Annotated in this window: 23 protein-coding genes; 9 read left to right on the forward strand and 14 right to left on the reverse strand. The window is 70.7% G+C overall.

Annotated features, from left to right (window positions below):
* Positions 1-325 (forward strand): hypothetical protein (locus BLS95_RS55385; RefSeq protein ID WP_176992999.1); only part of this gene is annotated, 325 nt, incomplete at its 5' end.
* A 49-nt stretch (positions 326-374) separates the two neighbouring features.
* Here the strand turns inward: BLS95_RS55385 and BLS95_RS03215 are convergent.
* Positions 375-1,274 carry a proteasome assembly chaperone family protein gene (locus BLS95_RS03215; RefSeq protein WP_090929202.1) on the reverse strand — a complete coding sequence of 300 codons (900 nt, stop codon included), beginning with the start codon at positions 1,272-1,274 and terminating at the stop codon, positions 375-377.
* 95 nt (positions 1,275-1,369) lie between these two features.
* On the opposite strand from BLS95_RS03215, the gene BLS95_RS03220 reads away from it, so the two are divergent.
* On the forward strand, positions 1,370-1,726 hold the full coding sequence (locus BLS95_RS03220; RefSeq protein ID WP_245764799.1) for an ankyrin repeat domain-containing protein: 357 nt from the start codon (positions 1,370-1,372) through the stop codon (positions 1,724-1,726).
* A 192-nt stretch (positions 1,727-1,918) separates the two neighbouring features.
* On the forward strand, positions 1,919-2,836 hold the full coding sequence (locus tag BLS95_RS03225) for a terpene synthase family protein (RefSeq protein WP_090929204.1): 918 nt from the start codon (positions 1,919-1,921) through the stop codon (positions 2,834-2,836).
* Between the two features lie 11 nt (positions 2,837-2,847).
* Here BLS95_RS03225 and BLS95_RS03230 read toward each other — a convergent pair whose 3' ends face one another.
* The 6 genes from BLS95_RS03230 to BLS95_RS03255 all read right to left on the reverse strand — a co-directional run bounded on the left by BLS95_RS03230 (position 2,848) and on the right by BLS95_RS03255 (position 10,608).
* Complete coding sequence (locus BLS95_RS03230; RefSeq protein WP_090929206.1) at positions 2,848-4,965, reverse strand: ATP-binding protein; 2,118 nt, start codon at positions 4,963-4,965, stop codon at positions 2,848-2,850.
* A 235-nt stretch (positions 4,966-5,200) separates the two neighbouring features.
* Complete coding sequence (locus BLS95_RS03235; protein WP_090929207.1) at positions 5,201-6,034, reverse strand: helix-turn-helix transcriptional regulator; 834 nt, start codon at positions 6,032-6,034, stop codon at positions 5,201-5,203.
* 62 nt (positions 6,035-6,096) lie between these two features.
* Positions 6,097-6,945 carry an ABC transporter permease gene (locus tag BLS95_RS03240; protein ID WP_090929209.1) on the reverse strand — a complete coding sequence of 283 codons (849 nt, stop codon included), beginning with the start codon at positions 6,943-6,945 and terminating at the stop codon, positions 6,097-6,099.
* Complete coding sequence (locus BLS95_RS03245) at positions 6,942-9,611, reverse strand: CocE/NonD family hydrolase (protein ID WP_090929211.1); 2,670 nt, start codon at positions 9,609-9,611, stop codon at positions 6,942-6,944. Before BLS95_RS03245 ends, BLS95_RS03240 begins: the two co-directional genes overlap by 4 nt.
* A gap of 71 nt (positions 9,612-9,682) precedes the next feature.
* Complete coding sequence (locus tag BLS95_RS03250) at positions 9,683-10,111, reverse strand: nuclear transport factor 2 family protein (protein ID WP_090929213.1); 429 nt, start codon at positions 10,109-10,111, stop codon at positions 9,683-9,685.
* Between the two features lie 89 nt (positions 10,112-10,200).
* Positions 10,201-10,608 (reverse strand): PaaI family thioesterase, encoded by a 408-nt coding sequence (locus BLS95_RS03255; protein WP_090929215.1) that lies wholly within the window; start codon positions 10,606-10,608, stop codon positions 10,201-10,203.
* Between the two features lie 87 nt (positions 10,609-10,695).
* On the opposite strand from BLS95_RS03255, the gene BLS95_RS03260 reads away from it, so the two are divergent.
* Positions 10,696-11,994: a cytochrome P450 gene (locus tag BLS95_RS03260; RefSeq protein ID WP_090929216.1), complete on the forward strand. Its 1,299-nt coding sequence runs from the start codon at positions 10,696-10,698 to the stop codon at positions 11,992-11,994.
* A gap of 18 nt (positions 11,995-12,012) precedes the next feature.
* Positions 12,013-12,855, forward strand: coding sequence for a class I SAM-dependent methyltransferase (locus tag BLS95_RS03265; RefSeq protein ID WP_090929218.1), 843 nt, complete (start codon positions 12,013-12,015; stop codon positions 12,853-12,855).
* On the opposite strand, the gene BLS95_RS03270 is transcribed toward BLS95_RS03265, so the two are convergent.
* Positions 12,770-13,126, reverse strand: a complete 357-nt coding sequence (locus BLS95_RS03270) for a GNAT family N-acetyltransferase (RefSeq protein ID WP_090929220.1) — start codon at positions 13,124-13,126, stop codon at positions 12,770-12,772. The two genes, BLS95_RS03265 and BLS95_RS03270, sit on opposite strands and share 86 nt — an antisense overlap.
* Positions 13,127-13,216: 90 nt before the next feature.
* Here BLS95_RS03270 and BLS95_RS03275 point away from each other — a divergent pair, with 90 nt between their 5' ends.
* Positions 13,217-14,398 (forward strand): hypothetical protein, encoded by a 1,182-nt coding sequence (locus tag BLS95_RS03275; protein WP_245764800.1) that lies wholly within the window; start codon positions 13,217-13,219, stop codon positions 14,396-14,398.
* A gap of 116 nt (positions 14,399-14,514) precedes the next feature.
* On the opposite strand, the gene BLS95_RS03280 is transcribed toward BLS95_RS03275, so the two are convergent.
* The 5 genes from BLS95_RS03280 to BLS95_RS03300 all read right to left on the reverse strand — a co-directional run bounded on the left by BLS95_RS03280 (position 14,515) and on the right by BLS95_RS03300 (position 19,420).
* Positions 14,515-15,546 (reverse strand): copper resistance D family protein, encoded by a 1,032-nt coding sequence (locus BLS95_RS03280; protein WP_090929221.1) that lies wholly within the window; start codon positions 15,544-15,546, stop codon positions 14,515-14,517.
* Positions 15,543-16,172, reverse strand: a complete 630-nt coding sequence (locus BLS95_RS03285) for a copper resistance CopC family protein (protein ID WP_090929227.1) — start codon at positions 16,170-16,172, stop codon at positions 15,543-15,545. Before BLS95_RS03285 ends, BLS95_RS03280 begins: the two co-directional genes overlap by 4 nt.
* 92 nt (positions 16,173-16,264) lie before the next feature.
* Positions 16,265-17,236, reverse strand: coding sequence for an AurF N-oxygenase family protein (locus tag BLS95_RS03290; protein WP_090929229.1), 972 nt, complete (start codon positions 17,234-17,236; stop codon positions 16,265-16,267).
* A gap of 69 nt (positions 17,237-17,305) precedes the next feature.
* Positions 17,306-17,905, reverse strand: a complete 600-nt coding sequence (locus BLS95_RS03295) for a TetR/AcrR family transcriptional regulator (protein ID WP_245764801.1) — start codon at positions 17,903-17,905, stop codon at positions 17,306-17,308.
* 168 nt (positions 17,906-18,073) lie between these two features.
* A complete protein-coding gene (locus BLS95_RS03300) occupies positions 18,074-19,420 on the reverse strand; it encodes a sensor histidine kinase (protein ID WP_245764802.1) in 1,347 nt (448 codons plus the stop codon).
* Between the two features lie 161 nt (positions 19,421-19,581).
* Between BLS95_RS03300 and BLS95_RS03305 the strand changes: the two genes are divergently transcribed.
* From BLS95_RS03305 to BLS95_RS03315, 3 genes are read left to right on the forward strand one after another with little or no spacing between them, the layout of a single operon-like run.
* Positions 19,582-20,748 carry an acyl-CoA dehydrogenase family protein gene (locus BLS95_RS03305; RefSeq protein ID WP_090929233.1) on the forward strand — a complete coding sequence of 389 codons (1,167 nt, stop codon included), beginning with the start codon at positions 19,582-19,584 and terminating at the stop codon, positions 20,746-20,748.
* Positions 20,745-21,794 (forward strand): acyl-CoA dehydrogenase family protein, encoded by a 1,050-nt coding sequence (locus BLS95_RS03310; RefSeq protein ID WP_090929235.1) that lies wholly within the window; start codon positions 20,745-20,747, stop codon positions 21,792-21,794. Before BLS95_RS03305 ends, BLS95_RS03310 begins: the two co-directional genes overlap by 4 nt.
* A complete protein-coding gene (locus BLS95_RS03315) occupies positions 21,794-23,302 on the forward strand; it encodes an AMP-binding protein (protein ID WP_090929237.1) in 1,509 nt (502 codons plus the stop codon). The genes BLS95_RS03310 and BLS95_RS03315 overlap by 1 nt, the downstream gene beginning before the upstream one ends.
* Here the strand turns inward: BLS95_RS03315 and BLS95_RS03320 are convergent.
* The gene (locus BLS95_RS03320) at positions 23,290-24,411 is read right to left on the reverse strand and encodes a C45 family autoproteolytic acyltransferase/hydrolase (RefSeq protein WP_218135578.1); all 1,122 of its coding nucleotides are present in this window, start codon (positions 24,409-24,411) and stop codon (positions 23,290-23,292) included. The two genes, BLS95_RS03315 and BLS95_RS03320, sit on opposite strands and share 13 nt — an antisense overlap.
* Positions 24,412-24,460 lie beyond the last annotated feature (49 nt).

A 24,460-nucleotide genomic window follows, 5' to 3' on the forward strand; every position in this document is an offset into this window, starting at 1 on the left:
CGCCGGCCGCCTCGACCCCGACCGCATCAGCTTCACCCGCACCCTGAACGCCGTCCGAATCGCCCACACCCACCCGGCAACCACCCTGGCCGATATCGAAGCCACCATCCTCGATCCCCGCCACCTCAACCCGTACCGCCTCGGCCGCATCTATCCCCGCGCCCTGTGGAAGGTCTTCGGCTCCTATCCCTCACGGCATCAACACACCACCCCCATAGCACGCAACGCCACCTACACCCTCACCGTCCTTCACCCTCAACCTCATCAGCGAAAGCTCGCTCCACCAGCGCAAACACCACAGACAACCGCCGCGCCAGACCCCTAAAGTTCCTGGCATTGCGGCCGGCTTGGCTCCGCCGTATCAGAGGAAATGGTCATTCATCATCGCGCTCGGCGAGGAAGCGCTCGAACTGGGCGGCGAGTTCGTCCCCCGTGGGCATGGGCGTCGTCTCGGCCATCAGGTTCTCGCGTTCCGCGCCGCCCGCGAACGCGTCGTACTGCTGCTCCAGCCCGGTGATGGCGGTGGACAGCTCGCTGGAGGCCTGGATCTGCTCCTCGATCTCCGTGGTCGTGCGCCGGGCGGCGTCGCGCAGCGCGTCCATGGGGAACACCAGCCCCGTGGCCCGCGTCACCGCCTCCAGGGCCGTGACGGCGGCGGTCGGGTATTCCGCCTGCGAGAGGTAGTGCGGCACGTGCACCGCGTACCCCAGCGCGTCGTGGCCCTGTGCGCCCAGCCGGAGCTCCAGCAGCGCCGCGACGCTGCCGGGCACCTGTACCCGGCCGAACACGCTCGTCTGCGAGTTGATCAGCTCGGGGCGGCTGGCGTGCATCGTGATGCCGAGCGGACGGGTGTGCGGGACGGCCATCGGGATGCCGTGCAGCGTCACCAGCTTGCTCACCCCCAGCCGCCGCACCAGCGCGGTCACCGCCTGGGTGAACAGCTCCCACTCCCGGTCGGGCTCGGGCCCGCTCATCAGCAGGAACTGCGTTCCGGTCGAGTCGTTCGCGGCGTGAATGGTCAGTTCCGGGCTCTCGCACTCGACCCAGCGGTCGGTGTCGAAGGTCATGATGGGCCGCCGAGACCGGTAGTCGAGCAACCGGTCAACGTCGAACGTCGCCACGACCCGGTGCTCCAGCTCGGCCAGCAGATGGCCCAGCGCGAGGCGTCCGGCGCCACCCGCGTCGACGAATCCGTCGAAGTGGTACAGCAGCACCGGATCGGCCAGCTCGGGCGCGTCGTCTGCGAGCTTGTAGAGATCCGTCGGGTCGAACACTTCTGGACAGCCTTTCCTTAGGTACTCATCTCCAGAACCTACGGCGAGTCGCAACGATTCCGTGCACGGCACCCTATCTAGGGGGAATGGGGCATATGAACGCGGACCCGGAGCTCCAGGAGTTCGCCGCCAGGGCGTTCGACCTGGCCAGGGCGGGGGACACCGAATCGTTGCGATCTGGTGTTGGGGCCGGGGTGCCGGCCGACCTGACCAACGGCAAAGGTGACACTTTGCTGATGCCGGCGGCCTATTACGGTCACGGCGAGACCGTCCGGATGCTCGTATCATGCGGGACGGATCCCGGCCGGATCAACGGCCGCGGTCGGACGCCGCTGGCGCGCGCCGTGTTCAGGAAGGAGTCCGCCGTGGTCAGGGGCGTTGCTCGACGCCGGTGCGGATCCGGCCGCCGGCACCCAGTGCGCGATGGGTACGGCGCGAATGTTCGCGAATGAGCAGTTCACCTAATGGTTCACGCAAAACACTTCATAGTATGAAATAAGTATAAAATGCCATGAACTTGGCGACTGTGGTCTTTCGAGGGGCCCATAGTCATGCTGGTTGGCGTGGCTACTTCTGCGCACTCCTTCAGTAGGCGACCGCTCCACATCCCTCCGCTGCCATGTCCGTTCCCCAGCGAGATCAACGTGCATGCCTCGGAGGTCGACGCGGAGAGCCACGCATGGCTGGCCGCCTCCAACATGCTCAATGGCGAGACGATCGAACACTTCAGGCGCTCGAAGATCGGCCTGCTCGCGGCGCGGACCAATCCGACCGTGCCCCGGGAAAGTCTTCGGCTGCTCAACGACTGGTACAACTGGCTCTTCGCGTTCGACGACGCGTTCTGCGAGGGCGAGTCGATGGGACACCGGGCCTCGGCCCTGGCCCGGGCACTGCCGCCGCTCCTCGAGATCCTTGACGACCGCCGGAAGCCGGACGCCGACGACCCGTTCGGCCTCGCGCTCAACGAGCTCCTGCACCGGATCTGCGAAGCCGCGACCCCCGCACAGGTGGACCGGTGGCGGATCACGGTGAAGGAGTACCTGTTCGCCCAGGTCTGGGAGGCGGCCAACCGCGAGGTCGATCTCATCCCCACCCCCGAGGACTACATCCTGATGCGCCGCATCACCGGGGCCACGTACACCTGTTTCGCCCTCATCGACGCCGGCGGTGGTTACCGCTTAGAAGCGGAGGAGTGGCACCACCCCGACGTGCGCGCGCTGTCCGATATGGCGTGCGACCTGATCGGCTGGGACAACGACCTGCTCTCGTACGCGAAGGAACGCCGAAACGACAAGGCGCGGCACAATCTCGTCACGGTGCTGGCCACGCACAAGACCCACTCGATCCAGGACGCGCTGATCGAGGTCTCACTCATGCACAACGAGGTGATCGGCGCGTTCCAGGCCCGGCGCGCCGCCCTAGACCGGTGGGCCTCGCTGCCGGTCCGCAAATATGTCCGCGGCCTCGAACACTGGGTGCGCGGGCACATCGCGTTCTCCCTGGGAAGCGCGCGCTACGTGCAGGCCTGGCCCGACGACACCCGCTGGTCCCACGCCGTCTGAGGCCCCCTCCGTCAGCTCTCGGCTGAGGCGTCCGGGTCCAGCTGCTCGCCCAACGCGACGTCGGACGCCTCGTCGAGATCGAGTCTCGCCCCCTCCTCGAAGGCGTTCTTGTAGGCCAGCTCGCCCATCCGCCGCACACATTCACGGACGCAGGCGTCGTGGTCGTCGGTCATCCACGGCGCGCCCAGCTGCGGCAATCCCGCGGTCTTCCAGTTTTGCTGCAGCGCCCCCAGCAGCCGGGCCGCGTTGACCAGGTCGTCACGGGAGGCGAGGATCCGCGCGGCCGTCTCCAGCGCCAGCAGGGTGCCGAGCGTGTCGTGGAAGTGCCGCTTGATCCGCAGCCCCTCCCTGGCGTTCTGCAGCGCGTCCTCGGGCCGCCCGGCCGCGAGCCTGGTGCCCGCCAGCGCCCACTGCGCGTGGGAGCTGACCCACAGCTCGCCGCGTTCCTTGCACACCTGGAGGCAGTCCTGCAGCAGCGACTCGGCCTCGTAGAGCTCGTTCTGCGCCGTCAGCACGATCGACAGCTCGACGATGGCGGGCAGCAGGCCGGGGTTGAGCTCCTTGTTGTCGGTGTTGAACTCGATCGCCACGCCGAGCAGCGCGCTCGCCTTCTGCAGGTCGCCCTGGAGCAGCGCCGCCGTGCCCTGCATCTTCGAAGCCAGGATCACCGCCCGGGAATCGCCGACCTGGACGGCCTCGTTGCTGCACATCTCGGCCGCCTTCAGCGCTCCCGCGCTGTCACCCTGGGCGCTCTTGACGTAGGACAGCACCCACAGCGCCTTGCAGCGCTCCTTGCTCACGGCCGGATTGGCCTGCAGCGCCCGCTCCAGGTAGAGGCGTCCTTCGCGGGCGAACCCGCAGCACACCCACATGAACCACAGCGACGACAGCAGGGTCAGCGCCTGCGCCGACTTGCCGGGGGTCCTCAGCGCGTGCTCCAGCGCCACCCGGACGTTGTCGTGCTCCTGCCGCATCCGGACGAACCAGTAGATCTGCCGCGGCCCGGACCAGGCGTCCTCGCTGCGCTGGGCCAGGCTCAGATAGTAGTCCAGATGTCGCTGGCGTATCTGCTCAGTCTGGCCGAGCTTGTCCAGCCACTCCTCGCCGTATTCGGCCAGGGTGTCGATCAGCTTGTAGCGGACGCCGGCGTGGTTGCTCCTGATCAGCAGGATCGACTTCTCCACCAGCCCGGCGACCAGATCGGTGATCTCCTCGGAGGGCAGCCGCCCGTCGGCGCACACGAACCGGGCCGCGTCGAGCTCGAAGTCCCCGGCGAACACCGACAGCCGCGCCCACAGCAGCCGCTCGGCGGGCTCGCACAGCTCGTGGCTCCAGCCGATGGCCGCCCGCAGCGTCTGGTGCCGCGGCAGCGCGGTGCGGCTCGCACCCGCCAGCAGGCTGAACCGGTCGGCCAGCAGTCCCAGGATCTGGTCCACGGACAGGGCCCGCAGCCGCACGGCGGCCAGCTCGATCGCGAGCGGGATGCCGTCGAGCCGCCGGCACAGCTCGGCCACGGTCCCGATGTTGTCCTCGTCGAGCGTGAAGTCCGGCACGCTGGCCCCGGCCCGGGCCGCGAACAACTGCACGGACTCGTTGGTGAACAGGCTCTCGTCGGGATCCTCGCCGGGCACCTGGAGCGGCGGCACGGGGACGACGTGCTCGAAGGGCAGATTGAGCGACTGCCGGCTGGTGGCCAGCACCTTCAGGTTGGGCGCCGCCTCCAGCAGCTCCTGCACCAGCTCGGCACATCCCTGCACCAGGTGCTCGCACGTGTCGATGATGAGCAGCATGTCGCGCTCGCCCACCCACTCCGACAGCGACTCCGACTCCGTGCGCTGGGACTGGTCGGCGATGCCGAGCGCGGAGGAGATGGTGTGCTTGACCATGCCCGCGTCCTGCAGCCGGGCCAGGTCGGCGAACCACACGCCGTCGGGATATTGCGGGCGCACCTGATGCGCCAGCCGCAACACGGTACGGGACTTGCCGACCCCTCCGATGCCGGTGACGGTCACCAGGCGGGACTCGCTCAGGTGCCGTTTGAGGGTGGCGAGGAGGCGGGTCCGGCCGACGAAGCTGGTGAGCTCGGCCGGAAGGTTGCCTTCTCGCTGCCAGCCGGTGGGGGTGGCCATGGGCATGCCTCACGGGGGATAGGCGACACCTGCACTGGCATCGTACCGCCGCGTTCGCGGCCTGTCCGTGGAGCGGCGGACACGGTCGGTATGGGTTTGTACGCCTAGGTAGCATGTTCGCCGTGAAGGAATTTCTACCCGAACAGACGGCCGACGACCTGGACGAGGGCTGGGGCGACTACCCGGAGGCCGACCCGGACGCGTTCTACCTGGAGAACAAGCCGCCGCACTGGAGCTAGGGAAGCAGTTCGGGTTCAGGCGCGCCCGACGGGTCGAGCAGGGCCAGGCGGCGCTCGGTCACGCTGCCGGGCTCCGGATGCAGCATGATCAGGTGCTGGCCGTCGGCGGCCTGCGGGCTGAACGCCTCGTAGGCGAAGATCATGTCGCCGACCACGGGGTGGCGCACGCGCCTGATGGCGCTCGTCTCGCCGATCACCTCGTGGCAGGCCCAGAGCCTGGCGAAGTCCTCGCTCCCCCTGCTGAGCTCCTCGACCAGCGAGACCATGCGCGGGGAGTTGAGGTCCGCCCCCGCCGAGGCGCGCAGGGCGGCCACCCTGGCCCGGGCGACGTCCTCCCAGTCGAGGTAGAACTCGCGTGCGACGGGGTCCAGGAACACCAGACGGAGCAGGTTGCCCAGGTGCCGGCCGTTCGCGTAGAGCAGGGGGAAGAGCCGGTTGTGGGCGAGCACGTCCTGGCGGCGGTCGCACACCACGGCGGGGAACGGCCGGCTCTCCATGAGCCGCAGCAGGTGGGGGCTGATCTGGGCCGGATCCCGGCTCACCGGGCTCTGGCGGCGCTCGGGGTAGGCGAGCTCGTACAGGTGCGCCGTGGCGTCGGAGCCGAGGTTCAGGACCCGGGCCAGGGCCCGCAGCAGCTGCTCGGACGGGTGGCGCTCGCGGCCCTGCTCCAGACGGGCGTAGTAGTCGGTGCTGATGCCTGCCAGGACGGCCACTTCCTCGCGGCGCAGCCCCGGCGTGCGGCGGAAGCCGTCGGCCAGGCCGGCCCACTCCGGCGTGATGGCCTGGCGCCGGGCGCGCAAGAACTCCCCCAACAGGCGACTACTGTCCACGTTGCCAGGTTAGGGCTGGTCAGGGGCCTGTGGGTGGGTGTGTTGCGGTCACCTTCGCGGCGCTAGCTGACCACGTCCTTGACGCGGAAGCGGCGGAAGGCGACGGCCATGAGGATGACCGCGTACGTGACCGACACCGAGGCGCCCTTGACCATGCCGCTCCAGTCCAGCTCGGGGGAGAGGGCGTCGAGCCAGGCGTTGTTCCAGAAGGTGGGCAGGAATTCGCGCAGCGTGCCCAGCGCCTCGACGGCCTGGAGGATGGTGGAGACGATCCACAGGCCCACCGCGCCGCCCACCGCGCCCAGCGGGGAGTCGGTCATGGTGGAGACGAGGAAGGCCAGGGCGGCCACCACGAGCTGGCTGACCAGCGCATACCCGATGACGATGCCGAACCTCGGCAGGATGTCGAAGGCCGGGATCAGCTCGCCCGTGCCGGGGACCTGGATGTCGTTCCAGCCGAAGGCCACCGTGCCCGCCAGCAGCGCCATCAGCGGCAGGCAGATCACGGCAGCGGCGGAGTAGCCTAGCGCCACGATCAGCTTCTGCCGCAGCAGGCGGTCGCGCGGGATCGGGGCCGCCAGCAGATAGCGCAGCGACGACCAGTTCGCCTCGCTGGCCACGGTGTCGCCGCAGAACAGCGCCACCGCCACCACCAGCAGGAAACTGGCCGACACCGACAGGGCGAAGGCGGCGAAGTTCAGGCCGCTCGCGGTGGCGAGGTCCGAGATGCGCAGCGACGACGCCGCCTGCCCGCTGGGCTGAGGCCCGAACTGGAACGCGATCACCAGCACCCACGGCAACGCCAGCAGCAACCCGAACATGGCCAGCGTCCGGCGCCGCTTGAACTGCCTGACGATCTCCACTCGCAGCGGCAGCGTACGGCGGGGCGCGTAGCCCGGCGCGGCGGTCATGACTTGTCTCCGATGAGGTCGAGGAACACGTCTTCCAGGCGCGGCCCGTGCCCGTTCGCGGCGCCTGGTCCCGACCGGGCCGAGCCGAGCAGGCTCGACACCGGCCCGGTCGAGACCAGGCGCCCCCGCTGCATGACCACGACGTGGCTGCAGGTCTGCTCGACCTCGGCCAGCATGTGGCTGGAGACGATCACGGTACGGCCGTCGCGGGCGTAGCGCTGGAGCACCTCGCGCATCTCGCGGATCTGGGGCGGGTCGAGGCCGTTCGTGGGCTCGTCGAGCACGAGCAGGTCCGGCAGGCCGAGCATGGCCTGCGCGATGGCCAGCCGCTGCCGCATGCCCTGCGAGTAGGTGCGGACGGCACGTTCCAGCGCCTTGCCCAGGTTCGCGATCTCCAGGGCCTCGTCGAAGCGGGCGTCGGCGGCGGGGCGTCCGGTGGCGGCCCAGTACAGCTCGATGTTGTCCCGGCCGGACAGATGCGGCAGGAACCCAGGTCCCTCGACGAACGACCCGAGCCTGGACAGGACGGGCGCGCCCGGCGTCACCCGCTCGCCGAAGATCCGGATCTCGCCCGCGTCCGGCCGGATGAGGCCCATCATCATCCGCATCGTGGTCGTCTTGCCGGCGCCGTTCGGCCCGAGCAGGCCGAGGACCTGGCCCCGCTCGACCCGGAACGACAGCCCGTCGACGGCCAGCTCGCCGTTCCGGTACGCCTTGGTCAGCCCGCTGATCTCCAGCGGCAAGTCCCGGTCCGGTTCGCCCTGCTCCGGGGCGGTCGCGGGCCCGTCGTGCGCCTGGCCGTTCACGCCGGGCGAGCCGGCGGTGACGGGCACGCGGCGGCGCCGGGAGCCCGTACGGCCCGTCGCCAGGATCCCGGCGGCGATCACCACGGCCGCCAGCGGCATCGCCCAGACCCACCACGCCACCCCGGCCGGGGCGGCGGCCAGCGTCCGCACCGTGGGGACCGCCAGCGTGGGCGCGGCCAGGGAGACCTGGTACGCGGCGGGCGCGGCGGGCGTCGCGTAACCCATGTCGGTCGTGGTCACGACCAGGCGGATCCGGTGGCCGGCGGCGAAGTCGTGGTCGACGGCGGGCAGGGTGATCGTGGCCTCCACGCTGCCGGTGTCCTCCGGGATCGTCACTCGGATCGGGGCCACCAGCCCGGCGGGCAGGATGGGTGGCTGGGCGCTGTCGGCGACGTCGTACAGCTTCGCGAACAACGTCGCCTCGCCCTCGCCCGACACCTTGATCCTCGCGGTGGCGGTGCCGGTGAGCTGGAGCGGGGCGCTGAGCGGCGGGGACTCGAACGCGGCGCTCTGCCCCGGCATGTCGATCGACACGCCCGGGTTGTTCGCGCCGCCCAGCAGGCCGCCGATGCCGGGCACCGCCGAGATCGAGGCGGGCGCGCCGCCGGGCGGGTTGGCGATGTTCTGCTGGGGGCCGCTCAGCCGCACGGTGGTGGTGTCGGTGCCCAGCAGGCCGGGGTATGACGCCGCCTCGGGGTGCAGGCGGATGCGCTGGCGGGTGCCGGGGTCGCGGCCACCGTCCCGGGTCACCGTGAACGCGCTCACCGGCGGTGCCGCCCCGGCCGGTCCGTCGCCCTTCAGGTAACGGTCGAACCAGGCCGTCGACTGCTCGTGCAGCCAGTCGATCTCGCCGTCGCCGCCGTCGTGCCCGCCGTCGAACCAGGCCAGGCTGACCGGGGTGCCCGCGGCGGCGATCGCCCTGGCGTTCGCGTCGGCCTGGGCGAGCGGGAACAGCGAGTCGCGCTGGCCCTGCAGGAGCAGGGTGGGCGCCTTGATGCGGCCGGCCACGGTGATCGGGCTCGACTCGCGCAGCAGGGCCACGGCCTCCGGGGTCGCCCTGCCAGTCTGGGCCACCTGCTGGTAGACCTCGCAGATCTCGGGCAGGAACCGGCCGCAGCGGGCCTGCTCGGCGGTCAGCGGCGCGGCGGCCTGCTCGCGACCGCCGCCCAGGGACGTGGCCAGGTTGTCGAGCGAGACGCCCTGGCCGAAGAAGATGCCCGCCCACATCCGCTTGAAGACGCCGCCCTCGGCTGCCTGCCCGGCCGCGTTCTGCCCGGTCGCGCCCTGGACGGGCGGGCCCTCGACGGCCGCGTTGGGGAAGAGGGCGTCGGCCAGGTCGGACCAGGTGATCTGGGGGACGATCGCGTCGATCCGATGGTCGTAGGCCGCCGTCATCAGGGCGATGGCGCCGCCGTACGAGCCGCCCGCGATGCCCACGCGCGGGTCGCCCGCGGCGTCGAGCCGGACCTCGGGACGCTTGGCCAGCCAGTCGATCAGCTGCTTGACGTCCTTGACCTCGTAGTCGGGAGAGTTGAGCGCGATCTGGCCGGTCGAGCGGCCGAAGCCGCGGGCCGACCACGTCAGCACGGCGTAACCGGCCTGGGCGACGCGGATCGCCTGGTCCCGCACGCTCTGCTTGCTGCCGCCGAAGCCGTGGGCGATCAACACGGCGGGCGCCTTCCCGCCACCCGGTGGCGGGAAGAACGTCGTGTCGAGGTCCACACGCTGGTCGTCGGAAGGTCCATCGACGACGCTTATCCTCTGGTCCTGGCCTCGCACATCAGCAGCAGACGGCCACACCAGCCACGCCGTCACCCCGATGAGGGCGAGTGCCACGACCAGCGCGGCCACACGCTTCATGCGGTGAGCCTACTTTGGGCACCTGAGAGATCCCTGAGACGCGGCTCACCCGGGACCTTTCGCGGGGGCGATCACGAATCGGCGCCGGCGTCGCCCCCCGTGTGGGCCCGGAACACCGAGAGGCTGTCCTCATAGAGGTAGAACCGCGTGACCAGGCCGTCCTCGATCGTCAGGTGAAGGGCGAAGGCGCACGTGAACGCCTTGCCCGTGGCCCTGGCGGTGCGCACGAGCTCGCCGGTCACCACCGCGTCCTTCCCGTCCACCAGGATCCGCTCCACCGTGGTGCCGTCCAGCTCGGGCACGTGGTGCGCATCCAGCAGGCGGAAGTGCTCGGCCATGTCCCGCCGGCCGGTACGCGGTCGGATCCACGGCACCGCCGGATGCCCCTCGGCCGGCCAGTTGAGCTGCCAGTCGATCTCGTCGGCGAAGAGCTCGGCGGTCCGGTCGGGGTCGCCCCCGCCGATCCTGCGCAGCAGTTCTTCCACGGTGTCGCGGGTCATGACTCTCCTGGTGTTGCCGTACCGGTCTGTCGTGGGGAGTCTTCCGCGGAACCGTGCACCGTGGCGATTACCCGTCAGGTAAGCGCGAGTCAGCCCAGGATGGCGTAGACCGTGGCGGCCCGGGCCACCGTCTCGTCGCCGCCCGCCACCGTGAGGGTGATCTCGGAGAAGGCCAGCGTCCGGCCCAGCTTGGTGATGCGGACGTCGATCATGACGTCCTTGCCCACCACCGGCCGCTGGAACGTCGTGGACTGCTGCACCGTGGTCATCGGCACGAACCCGCCCCGCGCCGACGAGATGGCGACGACCGTGGCCGTGTCGGCGGCCGCCATCATCGCCTGGCCGGACAGCCCGCCGCCCTCCCTGGCCAGGTCGTCGGACCAGGGCAGCCGGACGAGGGCATGGCGTTCGCCCACCTCCTCCACGCGCAGTCCGAGCTGCTGGACCCAGGGGGCGAAGTAGTCCTGGAGGATCGCCTGTGCGTCTGCGGGAGTCACGCGCCCATCATGCACGCCGCGCCGGGCGAGGACTATGCGTGGGCGCGGGCGGTGGGCGAAGGTGGAACGGAAGCGGGAGGAGACGGCATGTCGGTGGTGGCGGGTTCGGGGCGGTCCGCGGTCGAGGTGTTCCTGCCGTCCACCTACGAGACCGGCGTCCCTTACGACCTGTTCGCCCGGCTCAGGGCGGAAACCCCGGTGTGCTGGATTCCCGAGCCCGCGGTCGGGCCGTGGCGGGAGGGCCCCGGCTACTGGGGAGTGTTCCGGCACGCCGACGTCAAGCACGTCCTGCGCACCCCGGAGGACTTCTCCTCGCACCTGGGCGCCACCCAGATCCGCGACCCTGACACCCCCTCCGACCTGGCCTTCGTCCAGGACATGATGCTGAACATGGACCCGCCGGGGCACTCCAGGCTGCGCCGGATCGTGGCGGCGGCCTTCACCCCGCGGGCGGTGCGCGCGCTGGAGCGCACGATCGCCGAGCGGGCGGCGGCGCTGTTCGCCGGTCATCGCGACGGGGGCGAGTGCGACTTCGTGGAGGTGGCCGCCGACCTGCCCGTCTGGACGCTGGCCCACGTCATGGGGGTGCCTGCGCGGGACAGGCGGCTGCTGTACGACTGGGCGTCGCGGGTGATCGGCTACCAGGACGCCGACTACGCGGGCCTGTCGACGGCCGACATCGAGTCCCTGACCCCGCTCGGCCGCCTGGCCGTCGCGTCGAGGCCGGAGTTCGAGCCCGGCAGGAACCCGCGGTCGAGGGCTGCGCTGGCCGACATGTACGCCTACGCGCACGCGCTCGCTGCCACCCCGCTGGACGACGAATCCGTCATGTCGGCCATGCGGCGGGGCGGCCTGACGGAGGTCGAGTTCGAGAACATGTTCTTCCTGTTCGCCGTCGCCGGGAACGAGACCCTGCGCAACGGCATCCCCGGCGGGCTGCTCAGCCTCCTCCAGCACCCCGCCGAGCTGACCCGCCTGCGCGCGGACCCCTCCCTGCTGGACTCCGCCGTCGAGGAGATACTCCGCTACTGGCCGCCCGTCATGGACTTCCGCCGCACCGCCACCCGCGACCTCACCCTCGGCGGGGTGCGCATCCGCGCGGGCGAGAAGGTCGTCGTCTACCACGCCGCCGCCAACCGCGACCCGTCGGTCTTCCCCGGCCCGGACCGCTTCGACATCACCCGCACCCCGAACGACCACGTCAGCTTCGGCTTCGGCCCGCACTTCTGCCTCGGCGCCCACCTGGCCCGCGCCCAGCTCCGCTCGGTCTTCAAGGAGCTGCTCGGCTGGGACGTCGAGCCGGCGGGCCCGCCGCGCCGCCTCACCTCCAACTTCCAGAACGGCCTCAAACACCTCCCCGTACGCCTGAGCCGCCGCCGATCGTGATCGCCTAAGCTCGCCCCCATGGACTATCTGCCGGTGAACCGGGCCAACTGGAACGCCAGAGTCCCGATCCACGTCGGCAGCGACTTCTACGATGTCGCGGGCTTCAAGGCGGGCCGCAACCCGCTGCGGCCGTTCGAGCTGGCGGAGGTCGGCGACGTGGCAGGCCGCCGCCTGGCGCACCTGCAGTGCCACTTCGGCCTCGACACCCTCTCCTGGGCCAGGCTCGGCGCCGAGGTGACCGGCCTGGACTTCTCGGACGCCGCCATCGCGCAGGCCAGGGCCATCGCCGCCGAGTGCGGCATCCCGGCGCGGTTCGTCACGGCGGACGTCCATGACGCGGTGGAGGCGCTCGGCCGGACGTACGACATCGTCTACACCGGCCTCGGGGCGCTGGTGTGGCTGCCCGACCTCACCCGCTGGGCCGAGACCGTCGCCGCCCTGCTCGCACCCGGCGGATTCCTCTATCTGGCGGAGTTCCACCCGTTCGCCGACATCATGGACGACGCGACGGGCACCACCGTCACCTACGACTACTTCGACCGCGGCCCGCACGTCTGGGAGGAGCCGCACACGTACACGGGGGAGGGGGTGCTGGAGCACCAGACCTCCGTGCAGTTCCAGCACGGCCTGGGCGAGGTCGTCAGCGCGGTCGCGGCGGCGGGGCTGCGGGTCGAGTTCGTGCACGAGCACGATCGCACCTATTTCCAGCGCTTCGGCACGCTGGTCGCCGACGGCGCCGAACACCGTCTCCCGGAGGGCGCCCCGCGGATCCCCCTCATGTATTCGCTGCGAGCGTCATCCGATAGTGGAGCTCCTCCAGCGGTGGATCGGGCCACATCTTCGTCCGCCCCGACAGCGTGAACCCGAACCGCTCGTAGAACCGCCGGGCCCGGGGATTGTCCGCCAGCACCCACAACCCGACCTCGGCGTGACCGGACGACGACAGCTCCTCGGTGGAGGCCGCCATCAGGGCCCGGCCCATGCCCGTGGAGAACTCCTCCGGCCGGACCTCCAGCCCGTCGAGGAACGGGTCCGGCATGACGCCGCGATAGGCGACGCGCCACGTGGCGATCCGCACCGCCTCGATTCCCGCCGCGTCCTCCGGTGAGGCTTTCCTGATCGCAAAGGACATGATCGGGATTGTGGCAGGGTGGGGGAGCCGCGCTCCACGCAATTAGGGGCTCGCGGGCCGGCGTTCCCTGGGACCGTAAGATTCTCTCCCGTGAAAGCTCCAGCATCGATCAAGAAGGCCGCCGCCTGGGCCCTGCCGTACTGGACCCGGGGACCGGCGGGACGCGACACGCCGCAGGACCTGTTCCGGGTGCTCTACTACGGCTGGCTGGTGGCGTTCACGCTCAAGGTGCTCGGCGCCGCGTGGGACGTCTCGTGGCACTTCAAGTGGCTGCGTGACGACCTCGCCCCGCCCCACCTGCTCAACTCCGTCGGTACGGTGCTCGCCGTCACCCTGACCGTGATCCACGGCTACACGGGCTACGGCGTGGACAAGGCCGCGCTCAGGCTGATCCAGTGGGGCACCGGGATCTTCCTCGTCGCGGTCCCGCTCGACCTGATCAACCACCGCGTGAACGGGCTCGACATCACCTCGTGGAGCCCGTCGCACATCATGCTCTACGTCGGAACGCTCTTCATGGTCGTCGGCGTCGTCCGGGGCTGGTTCATGGGCGCGCCGCCCGGGCGGGAACGCACGGTCGTGCTGGGGGTGTTCTTCGCCTTCGTCCTGGAGAACGTGCACTTTCCCGAGCAGCACCAGGAATACGGCATCCTGTCGATCGGCGCCTGGGACAACCAGGCCACCTACGCCGAGCCGATCCTGCTGCGGTTCGCGGCCGACCAGCTGGGGCGGCCGGTGGACCGGACCACGATGACGGGCTTCGCGCTGCCGGTGCCCGACTTCCTCTATCCCGTCTACGCGGTGGTCGTCGGGCTGGCGGTGCTGGTCATCGCGCGGTCGCTGATCGGCAGGTTCGGCGCCGCCACCCTCGTGGCGGGCGGCTACGTGGGCGTCCGGGTCGTGCTCTGGCCGTTGCTGACCTACACCGGGTTCCCGCCGTCGGCGGTGCCGCTCTTCCTGGTCGTCGGCGGGCTGCTGGTGGACGTGGCGTTCCTGGTGCGGCAGCCGGTGGCGCGGGCGGTGCTGGGGTCGATCGGAGTGACGGCCGCCGCCTACGGGGCGCTGGCGGCACAGAGCGCGATCATGGGAACGGTGTACGGCACGCTCATGGGCCAGCGGGGCCTGCTCGGGGCGCCTCCCCTGGTCATGTCGTCGGCCGTCTGGGCCGGGGTCGGCCTGCTGGTCGCCTGGCTGGCCGTCGAGTGGATGGTGGCCAGACGCGCGACCGGGCCCGTCGGCCCCCGTCCCGTGCCCGCCCCCGCCACCCCGTAGCCCCCGGGTCGCCACTACCGCCTCCCCATAGGTCCGGATGCCCGCCCCACCGCAGGCCCAGGTGCCCGCCCCACCGCAGGCCCAGGGTGCCCGTCACCGGCCGCCCCACCGCGTGGTCAGGCGATCGAGGCCCTGGTGAGCGCCACCGCGACGCCGTAGGCCAGTCCCATCACCGCGAGCTCGGCCGCCGCCCAGCCCACCAGGGCGGTGGCCCGGCGCTCGCGCACGGCGGGCAGGAGGCGGAAGCGGATGTGCGCCGCCAGCGGCACCAGCGCCGCCACCAGCACCGTCTTGACCACGATCAGCAGCCCGTAGTGGCTGGTCACGATCGCGCCGGGGAGGGTCACGCCCGGCGTGAGCGCCATCGTGGCGAGCCCGTTGATCAGACCGGACAGCCCCACCGCCAGCAGGCACACGGTGGCGATCCTGGAGAACCTGGGCAGCACCACGGCCAGCAGCTCCCGCTGCGGGGCCACGAACACGGCCGTGGCCGCCAGCCCGCCGGCCCAGGCCGCCGCGCCCATCACGTGGATCTCCATAGAGATCATGATGGGGTCGTGCCAGACCGAGTTCACCGCGTGGCCGGTGACCGGGATCGGCAGCAGCCCGAACAGCCCCACGATCACCCGCAGCTCGGCCGGCACCTTCTCGCCGAACCGCACCGCCATCAGCCCGATGCCCGCGGCCGCCAGCGCGCACGCCGCGCTGAACAGCAGGCCCTGGCCGGTGCCGACATTTCCGACGTACTCGGCGATCATGTCGAACGTCGGCACGGTCCCGGCGTTCAGCTCGGCCGTCTGGAGCACGATGGTGAGCAGCGCGCAGATCGCCCAGGCCCAAGCGGCGGTCACGGCCGCCGGCCGGACCCGCCGCATGACCGGCTCCGTCCGGTCGGGGGCGTCGAACCCGAGCAGCTTGGGCAGCAGGCTCAGCCCGACCACGGCGACGGCGGCCAGGTCGAGCAGCACCCGCACGACCGGCAGGCCGACCGTCACCAGCGGGCCGGGCATGGGAATGCCGGGCACGGCCTCCTGCGCGGTGAACGAGCTCGCCGCCACGGCCGCAACGACCGCGCAGACCCCGAACGCGCCGGCGACGAGCCCTCCGCCCACGCGCTGCCGGGGGAGGGGCGGGGCGGTGACGGTCACGCCCGGGCCTCCTCGTCCGAGCGTGAGCGGCGCAGGGCGACCACGGTGCCGGCCGCGAGCAGCAGCAGGGCCCCCACGATCCACACCACGGCCATCCCCGCCCCACCGTTCGCCGCCGCCTCCGCCGCTTCCGCGGTGTCCGCGGTGTCCGCGGCCTCCGCGCCGGAGCCCGGGGCCGCCGCCGCGCCGGAGCTCGCGCCGGAGCTTGGGGCTGCCGGGGCGCTGGAGGCCGGGGCCGCCGGGGTGGCGGTGGCGCTGGTGGCGTCCGGGGCCAGGCGGAAGGAGATGCTGCCGGTGATCGGGTGCCCGTCGGCCGACAGGATGCGGTAGCCCACCGTGTACGACCCGCCCGCGGGCAGCGGCCTGACCTTCACGGACACCCGCTCGGCGGCCACCACCACGTCCCCGTCGGCCCAGCCGGACCCGTCCGCCCCCGTCACGCCGACCCGCGCGTAGCCCTGGCGTACCGTCTGGTCGAACACCAGCGTCACCCGCTCAGGGGACGCCGCCAGCGTGGCTCCGTCCTTCGGATCGCTGCCGACCAGCACGTTGTGCGCCTGCGCCGGGGCGGGGAGGGCCCCCGCGGCGGCGAGTGTGAGCAGCAGGACCGTGAGTAGCCGCCTCAAAGATCAGAGCCTTCCCTGGAACAACCCGCACGTCATGAACCCGTACATGGTCCCATCCGGAAGCCCTATCCTCCGACCCGGGGACGCGCCGCTCAGAAGATCCCCATGACCCGCCAGAACGGCCGGGTCAACCCGTTGATCAGCCCGGTCTCCGCGCACAACTCGCGCGTCCTGCCCACGGAGTCGCGGATGTCCCGCTTGGCCGCCGGATTGCGCCGGTAGACCTCGGAGACCACCCGGGAGGGGATCTCGAAGCGCCTGATCATCGCCCCGGGCGGCGCCAGCATGATCCGGGCCATCACCCCGAGTACGATGGGCGCGGCGACGCCCAGCATGAGACGCCGGTACGCGGGCATACGCGGCACCCGGTCCCGCAGGTAGTGCCGGGCGAAGGAGATGTGCCTGGCCTCCTCCGCGATGTGGATGCGCATGATCGTCTCTTCCAGCGGGTGGTGCGCCCGCCCGTCCTTCAGCACCTTGCGCTGCACGTGGTCGATGGGATCCTCGCCGCCCAGCACGAACACGAAGAACAGCTCGGTCGAGATCAGCGGGATCCACGGCGCCACCTGCGCGACCACCGACAGCGGCCGCGGCATGCCACGGATCGGCAAGCCCGTACGGTTCACGAACTCCTGGAACATCATCCCGTGATGTCCCTCTTCGATGGTCTCGTGGTAGACGTACCGGAACTCGGGTGACCCGTTCGGCAGCCGGTAGGCGTAGTTGAGCAGGCCGCGCTTGAGCAGGTTCTCGAACTGCAGGCCGATCTTCATGGCGGTGGCCACCCGCCACAGCCCGATCGCCGCGCGCTCCTCGGGCGGCCGGCTCCGGTACCAGGGATGACCGCCCAGCCGGTCCACCTCGGGCAGCTCCCAGCGCGGGTCGGCCCGGCGCACCAGGAACTCCGGGTCGTCCCACGGAATATCCCGGTACGGCTCCCAGTGCTTGTCCACCGACGCCTTCGAGAGGCGTTCGATGACCGCCTCGTAGGCGCTCCTGCTCGCGACCTCGTCGCGTCGCGCCGCCCCTTCGCCGGCGGCGGTAGAGCTCGGTGCGGATGCCATGGCGTGCGCTCCTCTCCTCGCCACACCTTAATTGTACGCGGCATCCAATAGCGCCGGGAAGAGCGGGAATCACAGCGTGTCGGCGGACAGGCCGAGCTCGCCGGCGGCGGCCGTACGGATGAGGAGGTTGACCCTGCGCCGGGACAGCACCTTGGGGTGGACGTGCGTCTGGATCGCGAGCCCGTCGATGAGCGCGAAGATGCGCCACGTCGTCGCGTCCGGATCCGCGCACTCGAACTCACCGCACGCCACGCCGGCCTCGATGATCGCGCGGAGCAGCAGCCGGCCCTGGGCGTCGATACGGCGCGAGATCTGCTCCAGCTCGGTGCTGCGCATGGCCTCGGACCACGCGTCGATCCACAGCCGCCAGCCCTCGGTGGGCACGGCGGGGGAGCAGAGCCGCAGCAGCGTGCGCAGCCGGTCGAACGGCGTGTCCGGGGATCTCTCGATGTCGCCCAGCGCGTTGAGATGCAGCCGCGCCGCGTAGGTGAAGGCCTGCGCGAACAGCCGTTCCTTGGTCTCGAAGTGGTAGAAGAGCAGCCCCTGGCTGACGCCGGCGGCCTTGGCGATGTCGACGGTCCTGGTATGGCCGAAACCCTGTTCCGCGATCACCTCGCAGGCCGTCCGCAACAAATCCTCGCGCCGTAATCGGCTGAAACCTGATGTCACAGCGAGTAACTCTAACTTTTGGTTATCTGATGTCTGTGGGACAAATCGGGCATAAACGTCGGTGGTGCCTACATGAGCCTCCCGCGTCACGGCGAACGTCCAGGTGATCATGGTAATAGCGGACCGCCCGGGTTCCTGGTCAGGGTCAAAACCATTAGCTACCCACCATCACCGCATCCGTATCGGCATCCGCAGCACGAACCGGGCACCGGCCTCCGAGTCCTCGATCGTCAGCGTGCCGTGGTGGATCCTGGCGATTTCGCGGGCGATGGGCAGGCCCAGGCCGGTGCCACCGGCGTCGCGGCTGCGCGAGGCGTCCAGCCGGGTGAAACGCCTGAAGACGACCTCGCGTAGCTGGGGCGCGATGCCCGCTCCGTCGTCGACCACCTCCATCACGGCGTCGTCGCCCTCCTGGCGCACCGTCACGGTGATCGTGCTCTCGGCGTGCCGCTCGGCGTTGTCGAGCAGGTTCGTCAGCAGGCGGGCCAGCCTGAGGCGATCGCCCGTGACGATCACCCCGGGCTGCAACGAGGTGACCACCCGCTTGCTGCGCGCCCTGGTCGTCTCACCGGAGACCAGGTCGGCCAGGTCCACGGGTTCGAGCCGGCCGGGCGCGCCGGCGTCGAGCTTGGCCAGCGTCAGCAGGTCGGTGACGATGTTCTGCAGCCGGTCCAGGCTGAGCATCAACCGGGAGCAGGTCTGCCTCCAGTCGGTCTCGTCCGGGGAGATCAGCGCCTCTTCCAGCTCGGTACGCATGGCCGTGATCGGGCTGCGCAGGTCGTGCGAGGCGTCGGAGGCGAACCTGCGCTGCTGCTCCATCACCGACTCCAGCCGGGCGAGCATCTGGTTCGCGGTCTCGGCGAGCTCCTTGATCTCGTCGGCGTTGCGGGGCACGGGTACGCGCATCGTCGCGTCGCCGGCGGTGATCATCGCCAGCCTGCGGGTGATGCGGTTGACCGGGGCCAGCGTGCCGGCCACCACCCGCGAGACGCCGAACCAGGTCAGCATCACCAGGAACAGGGAGACGCCGGCCAGGAAGCCGATCACCATGGGGCTGACGTACCAGGGGGGCAGGGTGTCGTAGGCGTAGACGAACCAGTCGCTGCGGCCGTCGTTCCCGTACACGCGGAAGGCGACCGTGATCTGGCACTCGCCGGAGAACTGCGGCAGGCCGCACACCACGCCGGTGCGGTTGGCGCTGTAGAGGCCGGGGGTCACGGAGGTCAGGCGGGGCGCGCCCACCAGATTCGGCGTCGAGGCCACCACGCGGCCCCTGTTGTCCACGACCTGGAGGCCCTGGAGGTCGAGGCGGACCACGCGGGGCAGCTCGTTCCGCTTGATCAGGTGGACCACGCGCAGCGCGACGTTGAGCATCTGGTTCGTCCGGATGTCGATCACCGTGTTGTGCACGGTCAGCAGCAGGACCGAACTGGTCGCAAGGCAGAGCACCGCCATGGCCGCACTGGCGAACATCGCCAGCCGCGCGCGTATGGACCGGCCCAGCCGTGTGATCACGCCCCCATCCCCCTGTGACCAGGTGATCACACTAAGTGGTTAGCGCTCAAATTTGCGGAGATCCACCGACAAAATGGGTGAAAAAGTCGTCCAGAGCAATGCTCTGTACCTCGTTCGGCGAGCTGACTAGAGTAAGTGGGCACTGATGCCAAGGAGACGATGTGGACCTCGCAGAGTATCGGCGCGCCGCCCGGGCCTGGCTCCAGGAGAACGCTCCATCGCACGACGACCCCGGGGCGGACGGGGTCGCCAGGGCCAAGGAGTTCATGGCCCGTCTCTACGACGCCGGCTACTCCGGCATCACCTGGCCGGAACGCTGGGGCGGCCAGGGGCTGACGCAGGCGGAGGAGCGCGCCTTCGCCGCCGAGGCCCGCGATTACGTTCTGCCCACCTACGTCTTCTCCATCGGCCTCGGCATGACCGGACCGACCCTGGTCGACCGGGGCACCGACGAGCAGCGTGAGCGGTTCGTCCGGCCGCTGCTGCGCGGCGAGGAGATCTGGTGCCAGCTCTTCTCCGAGCCGGGCGCCGGCAGCGACGTGGCCAGCCTGCAGACCAGGGCCGAACGCGACGGCGACACCTGGATCGTCAACGGCCAGAAGGTGTGGACCTCGGTCGCCCACCACGCCGACTGGGGGCTGCTGCTGGCCCGTACCGACGTGGACGTGCCCAAGCACCGGGGGCTGACCATGTTCGTGGTGGACATGCACCACCCCGGGGTGACGGTCAGGCCGCTGAAGGACATGAGCGGCAGGTCCAACTTCAACGAGATCTTCTTCGACAACGTCACCATCCCCGACGAGCACCGCGTGGGCGAGGTCAACGACGGGTGGAGCGTGGCCGTCACGACGCTGCTGCACGAGCGGCTGTCGATCTCGGCGGGCGTCGGCATGGGCGGGCAGCGCGACAACCCGGCCTCGTTCGAGACGCTGCGCCAGACCGTCGACACGAGCGACCCGCTGGTCCGCGACGAGCTCGTCGAGCTGCACATCCGCAGCCGGGCGCTGGCGCTGTTCAACCAGCGGCTGGCCCAGGAGACCAGGGCCGGGATCTTCCCCGGCGCCCGGGGCAGCGCCGCCAAGCTGCTGCTGGCCGAGCTCACCCTGTTCCAGGCGGACCTGGCCACGCGGCTGGTCGGCCCGGAGTCCGTGCTGGCGGACCACCCGCTGGCGCAGGCGATCTCGCTGGCGCCCGGCATGTCCCTGGGCGGCGGCACCAACGAGATCATGCGCAACATCGTCGGCGACCGGGTGCTCAACCTGCCGCCCGAGCCCCGGGTCGACAAGACCATGCCGTTCAAGGAGCTGAAGGTGGGGACGCAGGAGTGAAGCTCGTACTCAGTGAGGAGCAGCGACAGCTTCGCGAGGCCGTACGCGGCTTCCTGCGCACGGCCTCGCCGCTGCCCAAGGTCCGCGAGGGATACGACCCCCAGGTGTACGCCCGGCTGAACGGCGAGCTCGGCCTGGCCGGGCTGATCATCCCCGAGGAGTACGGCGGCGCGGGCGCGGGCCTGGCCGAGCTGGCGGTCGCGCTGGAGGAGACGGGCGCGGCGCTGCTGCCGGGACCGTTCCTGGCCACGTCGTTCGCGGCCATCGCCCTGACCGGCGGTGCCGCAGCCGGGCAGGCGGCCGTCCCCGCCGACAAGGAGCTGCTGGCCGGCATCGCCGAGGGCCGGATCACGGCCACGTTCACCGAGACCGAGCTCTCCTGCGACGACGGCACCGTGAGCGGCACGCCGGCGCAGGTGCTCAGCGGCATGGACGCCGACGTGCTGGTGGCCCCCGCGCGGGACGGCGGCGGCGCCCCGGTCCTGGTCGCCGTGGAGCTGTCCGGACCCGGGGTCACCAGGACCGCGCTCGACACGCTCGACCTCACCCGTGGCCAGGCCAGGGTGGTCCTGGAGGGCGCGCCCGCCCGGGTGCTCGGCCCGGCGCCGGAGTCCGGTATCCGGGACCGGTTGTGCGTGGCGCTGGCGGCCGAGCAGCTCGGCGTGATGCGGGCGGCGCTGGACGCCATCGTCGCCTACGCCAAGATACGGGTCGCCTTCGGCCGCTATATCGGCTCTTATCAGGGGGTCAAGCACAAGCTGGCCGACATGCACTGCAAGCTCGAACAGGCCGAGTCGATCGTCCGATACGCCGCCTGGGCCGCCGACGAGGCGCCCGAGGAGCTGCCCGGCGCCGCCGCCCTCGCCCAGGCGTACGTCGGCCGCGCCTGCTTCGAGGTGGCCCGCGACCATCTGCTGCTGCACGGCGGCATCGGCTTCACGTGGGAGCACGACGCGCACCTGTTCTACAAGCGAGCCAAGGCGGACGAGGTCCTCCTCGGCCCACCCCGCCTCCACCGTGCTCGTCTCGCGCAGTTGGTGGTGTGATGGATTCGCAGGAGACCACTTCTGGTGTGGACGTGGGCCGGCTTCCCGGCTTCTACGCCATCGGCGCGGCCGATCCCGACCGGACGGCCGTGATCGACACCGATGGCGCGGAGATCTCGTACGGGGCGTTGCTCGCCCGGGTGAACCAGGTGTGCCATGGGCTCAGGGCACGCGGGATCGGCACCGGTGACGTGGTGGCGGGCGTGCTGCCGAACGGCATCGACGCCCTCGTCATGGTCATGGCGACCGGCCAGATCGGGCTCTACTACGTGCCGGTCAACTGGCATCTGACCGCGCCGGAAATGGCGTACATCCTGAAGGACTGCGACGCGAAGCTCGTCGTCACCAGCCCCGACCACGCCATGCCCGGCGCCGAGATCGGGACGGACGGGCTGGCCGCCGGGCAGCCCGACACCGCGCCCGGCGAGCGCACGGCCGGCGCGGTCATGTGGTACACCTCCGGCACCACCGGCTTCCCCAAGGGGGTGCAGCGGCCGCTGCCCGGGGCCGAGCCGGAGGCGCTCGTGCCCCTCTACACGTGGTTCTTCGGCGAGGTCGTGGACCTGCGGCCGGGCGCCGAGGTGCACCTGGTGACCTCGCCGATGTACCACTCGGCGCCGTGCGCGCACGCGCAGTTCGCCCTGCACCTCGGGCACACGGTGGTGATCACGTCCAGGTTCGACCCGGAGAACGTCCTGGAGCTGATCGAGCGCTACCAGGTGTCCAACGCGATGATGGTGCCCACGATGTTCCACCGGATGCTGCGGTTGCCCGAGGACGTCAGGAACAAGTACGACCTGTCCAGCCTGCGCCAGGTCATCCACACCGCCGCCGCCTGCCCGGTCTCGGTCAAGCGGCAGATCATGGACTGGTGGGGGCCGGTCCTGTACGAGTACTACGGCTCGACCGAGTCGACCATCGCGTTCGCCGTCAAGCCGCACGACTGGCTGGCCAGGCCGGGAACCGTGGGCCGGCCCGCGCCGACGTTCGAGGTCAAGATCCTCGACGAGGCGGGCCAGGAGCTGCCGCCGGGCGAGCCCGGCATGATCTACGTCAAGTCCGCCATGGGCACGTTCGAGTACCGCAAGGACCCGGCGAAGACGGCGGCCAGCATGCGCGGGGAGTGGTACACGCCGGGCGACATCGGCTACCTGGACGCCGACGGCTACCTGTTCCTGTGCGACCGGCGTACCGACCTGATCGTCTCGGGCGGGGTGAACATCTACCCCGCCGAGATCGAGGCCGCGCTGCTCGAACATCCCGCCGTGGCGGAGGTGGCCGTCATCGGCGTGCCCGACGAGGAGTGGGGCCACAACGTGGTCGCCCTCGTCCAGCCCGCCGAGGGTGTCACGCCGGGCCCCGAGCTGACCGCCTCCCTGCTGGAGCACTGCGAGGCGCGGATCGCCAGGTTCAAGCATCCGAAGGTGGTCGAATACCGCGACCGGCTCCCGCGTACGCCCACCGGCAAGCTGTCACGCTCAAAGGTGCGCCAGGACTACCTCTCGTAGCCGTGGAACACCAGTTCCTCGGTGTAGCGGGGCCCGTCGCCCAGGTAGAAGCTGGTCGACAGGGTGCGGTCCGTGGTGTCGAAGACCGTGGTCCACAACGTGCGGAAGGGGACGGCGGGGTCCTCCTTCGGCCGGACCGAGCGCAGGGCATCACGCAGGTCCTGCGGTGACATGGTCGCGCCCTTGCTGCGCTCGTGCAGCGTACGCAGCCGTTCGAACGTCCTGAAGCTGTGCTCGTCGTCCTCGGGCAGGTTCATCGGGTCGGGGTGGCGGTGCAGCGGGTGGTTCGTCACGCAGAGCGGGCCGTCGCCGAGATCGATGATGTGCTCGCTGCCGTCCTTGCCGCGCTCCCAGACGAACGCCTCCCCGTTCGCGTCGGCCACCAGATAGTGCAGGAGCAGTCCGTGGTCGTACTGCTTGGCGCCCAGCAGCGCCTGCTTGGCCTGCGCCACGTTCTCGCAGGTGTCGACCAGGAACCGGGGCAGTTGCACACTGCCCAGCCCGACCTGCGGAGAGACGTGCTCGGGCGGCGCGGCGGCGGAGAAGTCCGCGATGAGCAGCATGACCGCGAGACCGGCCGAGTTGATGCCGTCCATGCAGCCGTCGAGGTCCGACATCGTGATCACGGTCGAGGAGAGCCCCTCGTCGGGCACCGTCGTGATGACGTAGGGGCGCGCGGCCATGGGCAGCTCGTTCGGCTTGGGCTCCTGGCCCATGATCTCGCTGGTGGTCAACGGGAAGAAGTCGTAGTTGCGGCCCACCCTGCCGTGGCCGTCCGGGGCCGCCGACGGGGGGATCCACAGGGCCGAGCAGCCGGAGCCCTCGGGGACGTAGTTCAGCCCGTCCAGGGCCAGCGCGTCCTGCTCGGGGTCGAGCCCCAGGGTCGCCGCCGCGCCGTCCATGCGGGCGTGGTGCTGCGGCCAGTGCCGCTCGAACCACGTACGGCGGGCCCGGTTGACCACCGGGTCGCCGGGGGTGGGCGCCCAGCCCAGCCGGCGCGCCTCCTCGGCGAGCGCCCGGCCGATCTCGAACTGGCTGCCCTTGAGCGTCAGATAGTGCACGAGCTGGAAGTCGTCCTTGCCGCCCGCGACCTGCGTCATGTTCTTCATGTCCGCAGCATCGCCGCGCCCGCTGACCGGGCCCTGACCGCCCGCTGAC

It is taken from the genome of Nonomuraea jiangxiensis (assembly GCF_900099965.1).
GTDB classification, from domain to species: domain Bacteria; phylum Actinomycetota; class Actinomycetes; order Streptosporangiales; family Streptosporangiaceae; genus Nonomuraea; species Nonomuraea jiangxiensis.

Excerpts from the sequence above, each read along its gene's own strand:
- BLS95_RS03220 (WP_245764799.1), top strand. The coding sequence starts at position 1,370 with ATGAACGCGGACCCGGAGCTCCAGGAGTTCGCCGCCAGGGCGTTCGAC.
- BLS95_RS03230 (WP_090929206.1), bottom strand. The coding sequence starts at position 4,965 with ATGGCCACCCCCACCGGCTGGCAGCGAGAAGGCAACCTTCCGGCCGAG.
- BLS95_RS03240 (WP_090929209.1), bottom strand. The coding sequence starts at position 6,945 with ATGACCGCCGCGCCGGGCTACGCGCCCCGCCGTACGCTGCCGCTGCGA.
- BLS95_RS03245 (WP_090929211.1), bottom strand. The coding sequence starts at position 9,611 with ATGAAGCGTGTGGCCGCGCTGGTCGTGGCACTCGCCCTCATCGGGGTG.
- BLS95_RS03250 (WP_090929213.1), bottom strand. The coding sequence starts at position 10,111 with ATGACCCGCGACACCGTGGAAGAACTGCTGCGCAGGATCGGCGGGGGC.
- BLS95_RS03260 (WP_090929216.1), top strand. The coding sequence starts at position 10,696 with ATGTCGGTGGTGGCGGGTTCGGGGCGGTCCGCGGTCGAGGTGTTCCTG.
- BLS95_RS03265 (WP_090929218.1), top strand. The coding sequence starts at position 12,013 with ATGGACTATCTGCCGGTGAACCGGGCCAACTGGAACGCCAGAGTCCCG.
- BLS95_RS03270 (WP_090929220.1), bottom strand. The coding sequence starts at position 13,126 with ATGTCCTTTGCGATCAGGAAAGCCTCACCGGAGGACGCGGCGGGAATC.
- BLS95_RS03290 (WP_090929229.1), bottom strand. The coding sequence starts at position 17,236 with ATGGCATCCGCACCGAGCTCTACCGCCGCCGGCGAAGGGGCGGCGCGA.
- BLS95_RS03315 (WP_090929237.1), top strand. The coding sequence starts at position 21,794 with ATGGATTCGCAGGAGACCACTTCTGGTGTGGACGTGGGCCGGCTTCCC.
- BLS95_RS03320 (WP_218135578.1), bottom strand. The coding sequence starts at position 24,411 with ATGAAGAACATGACGCAGGTCGCGGGCGGCAAGGACGACTTCCAGCTC.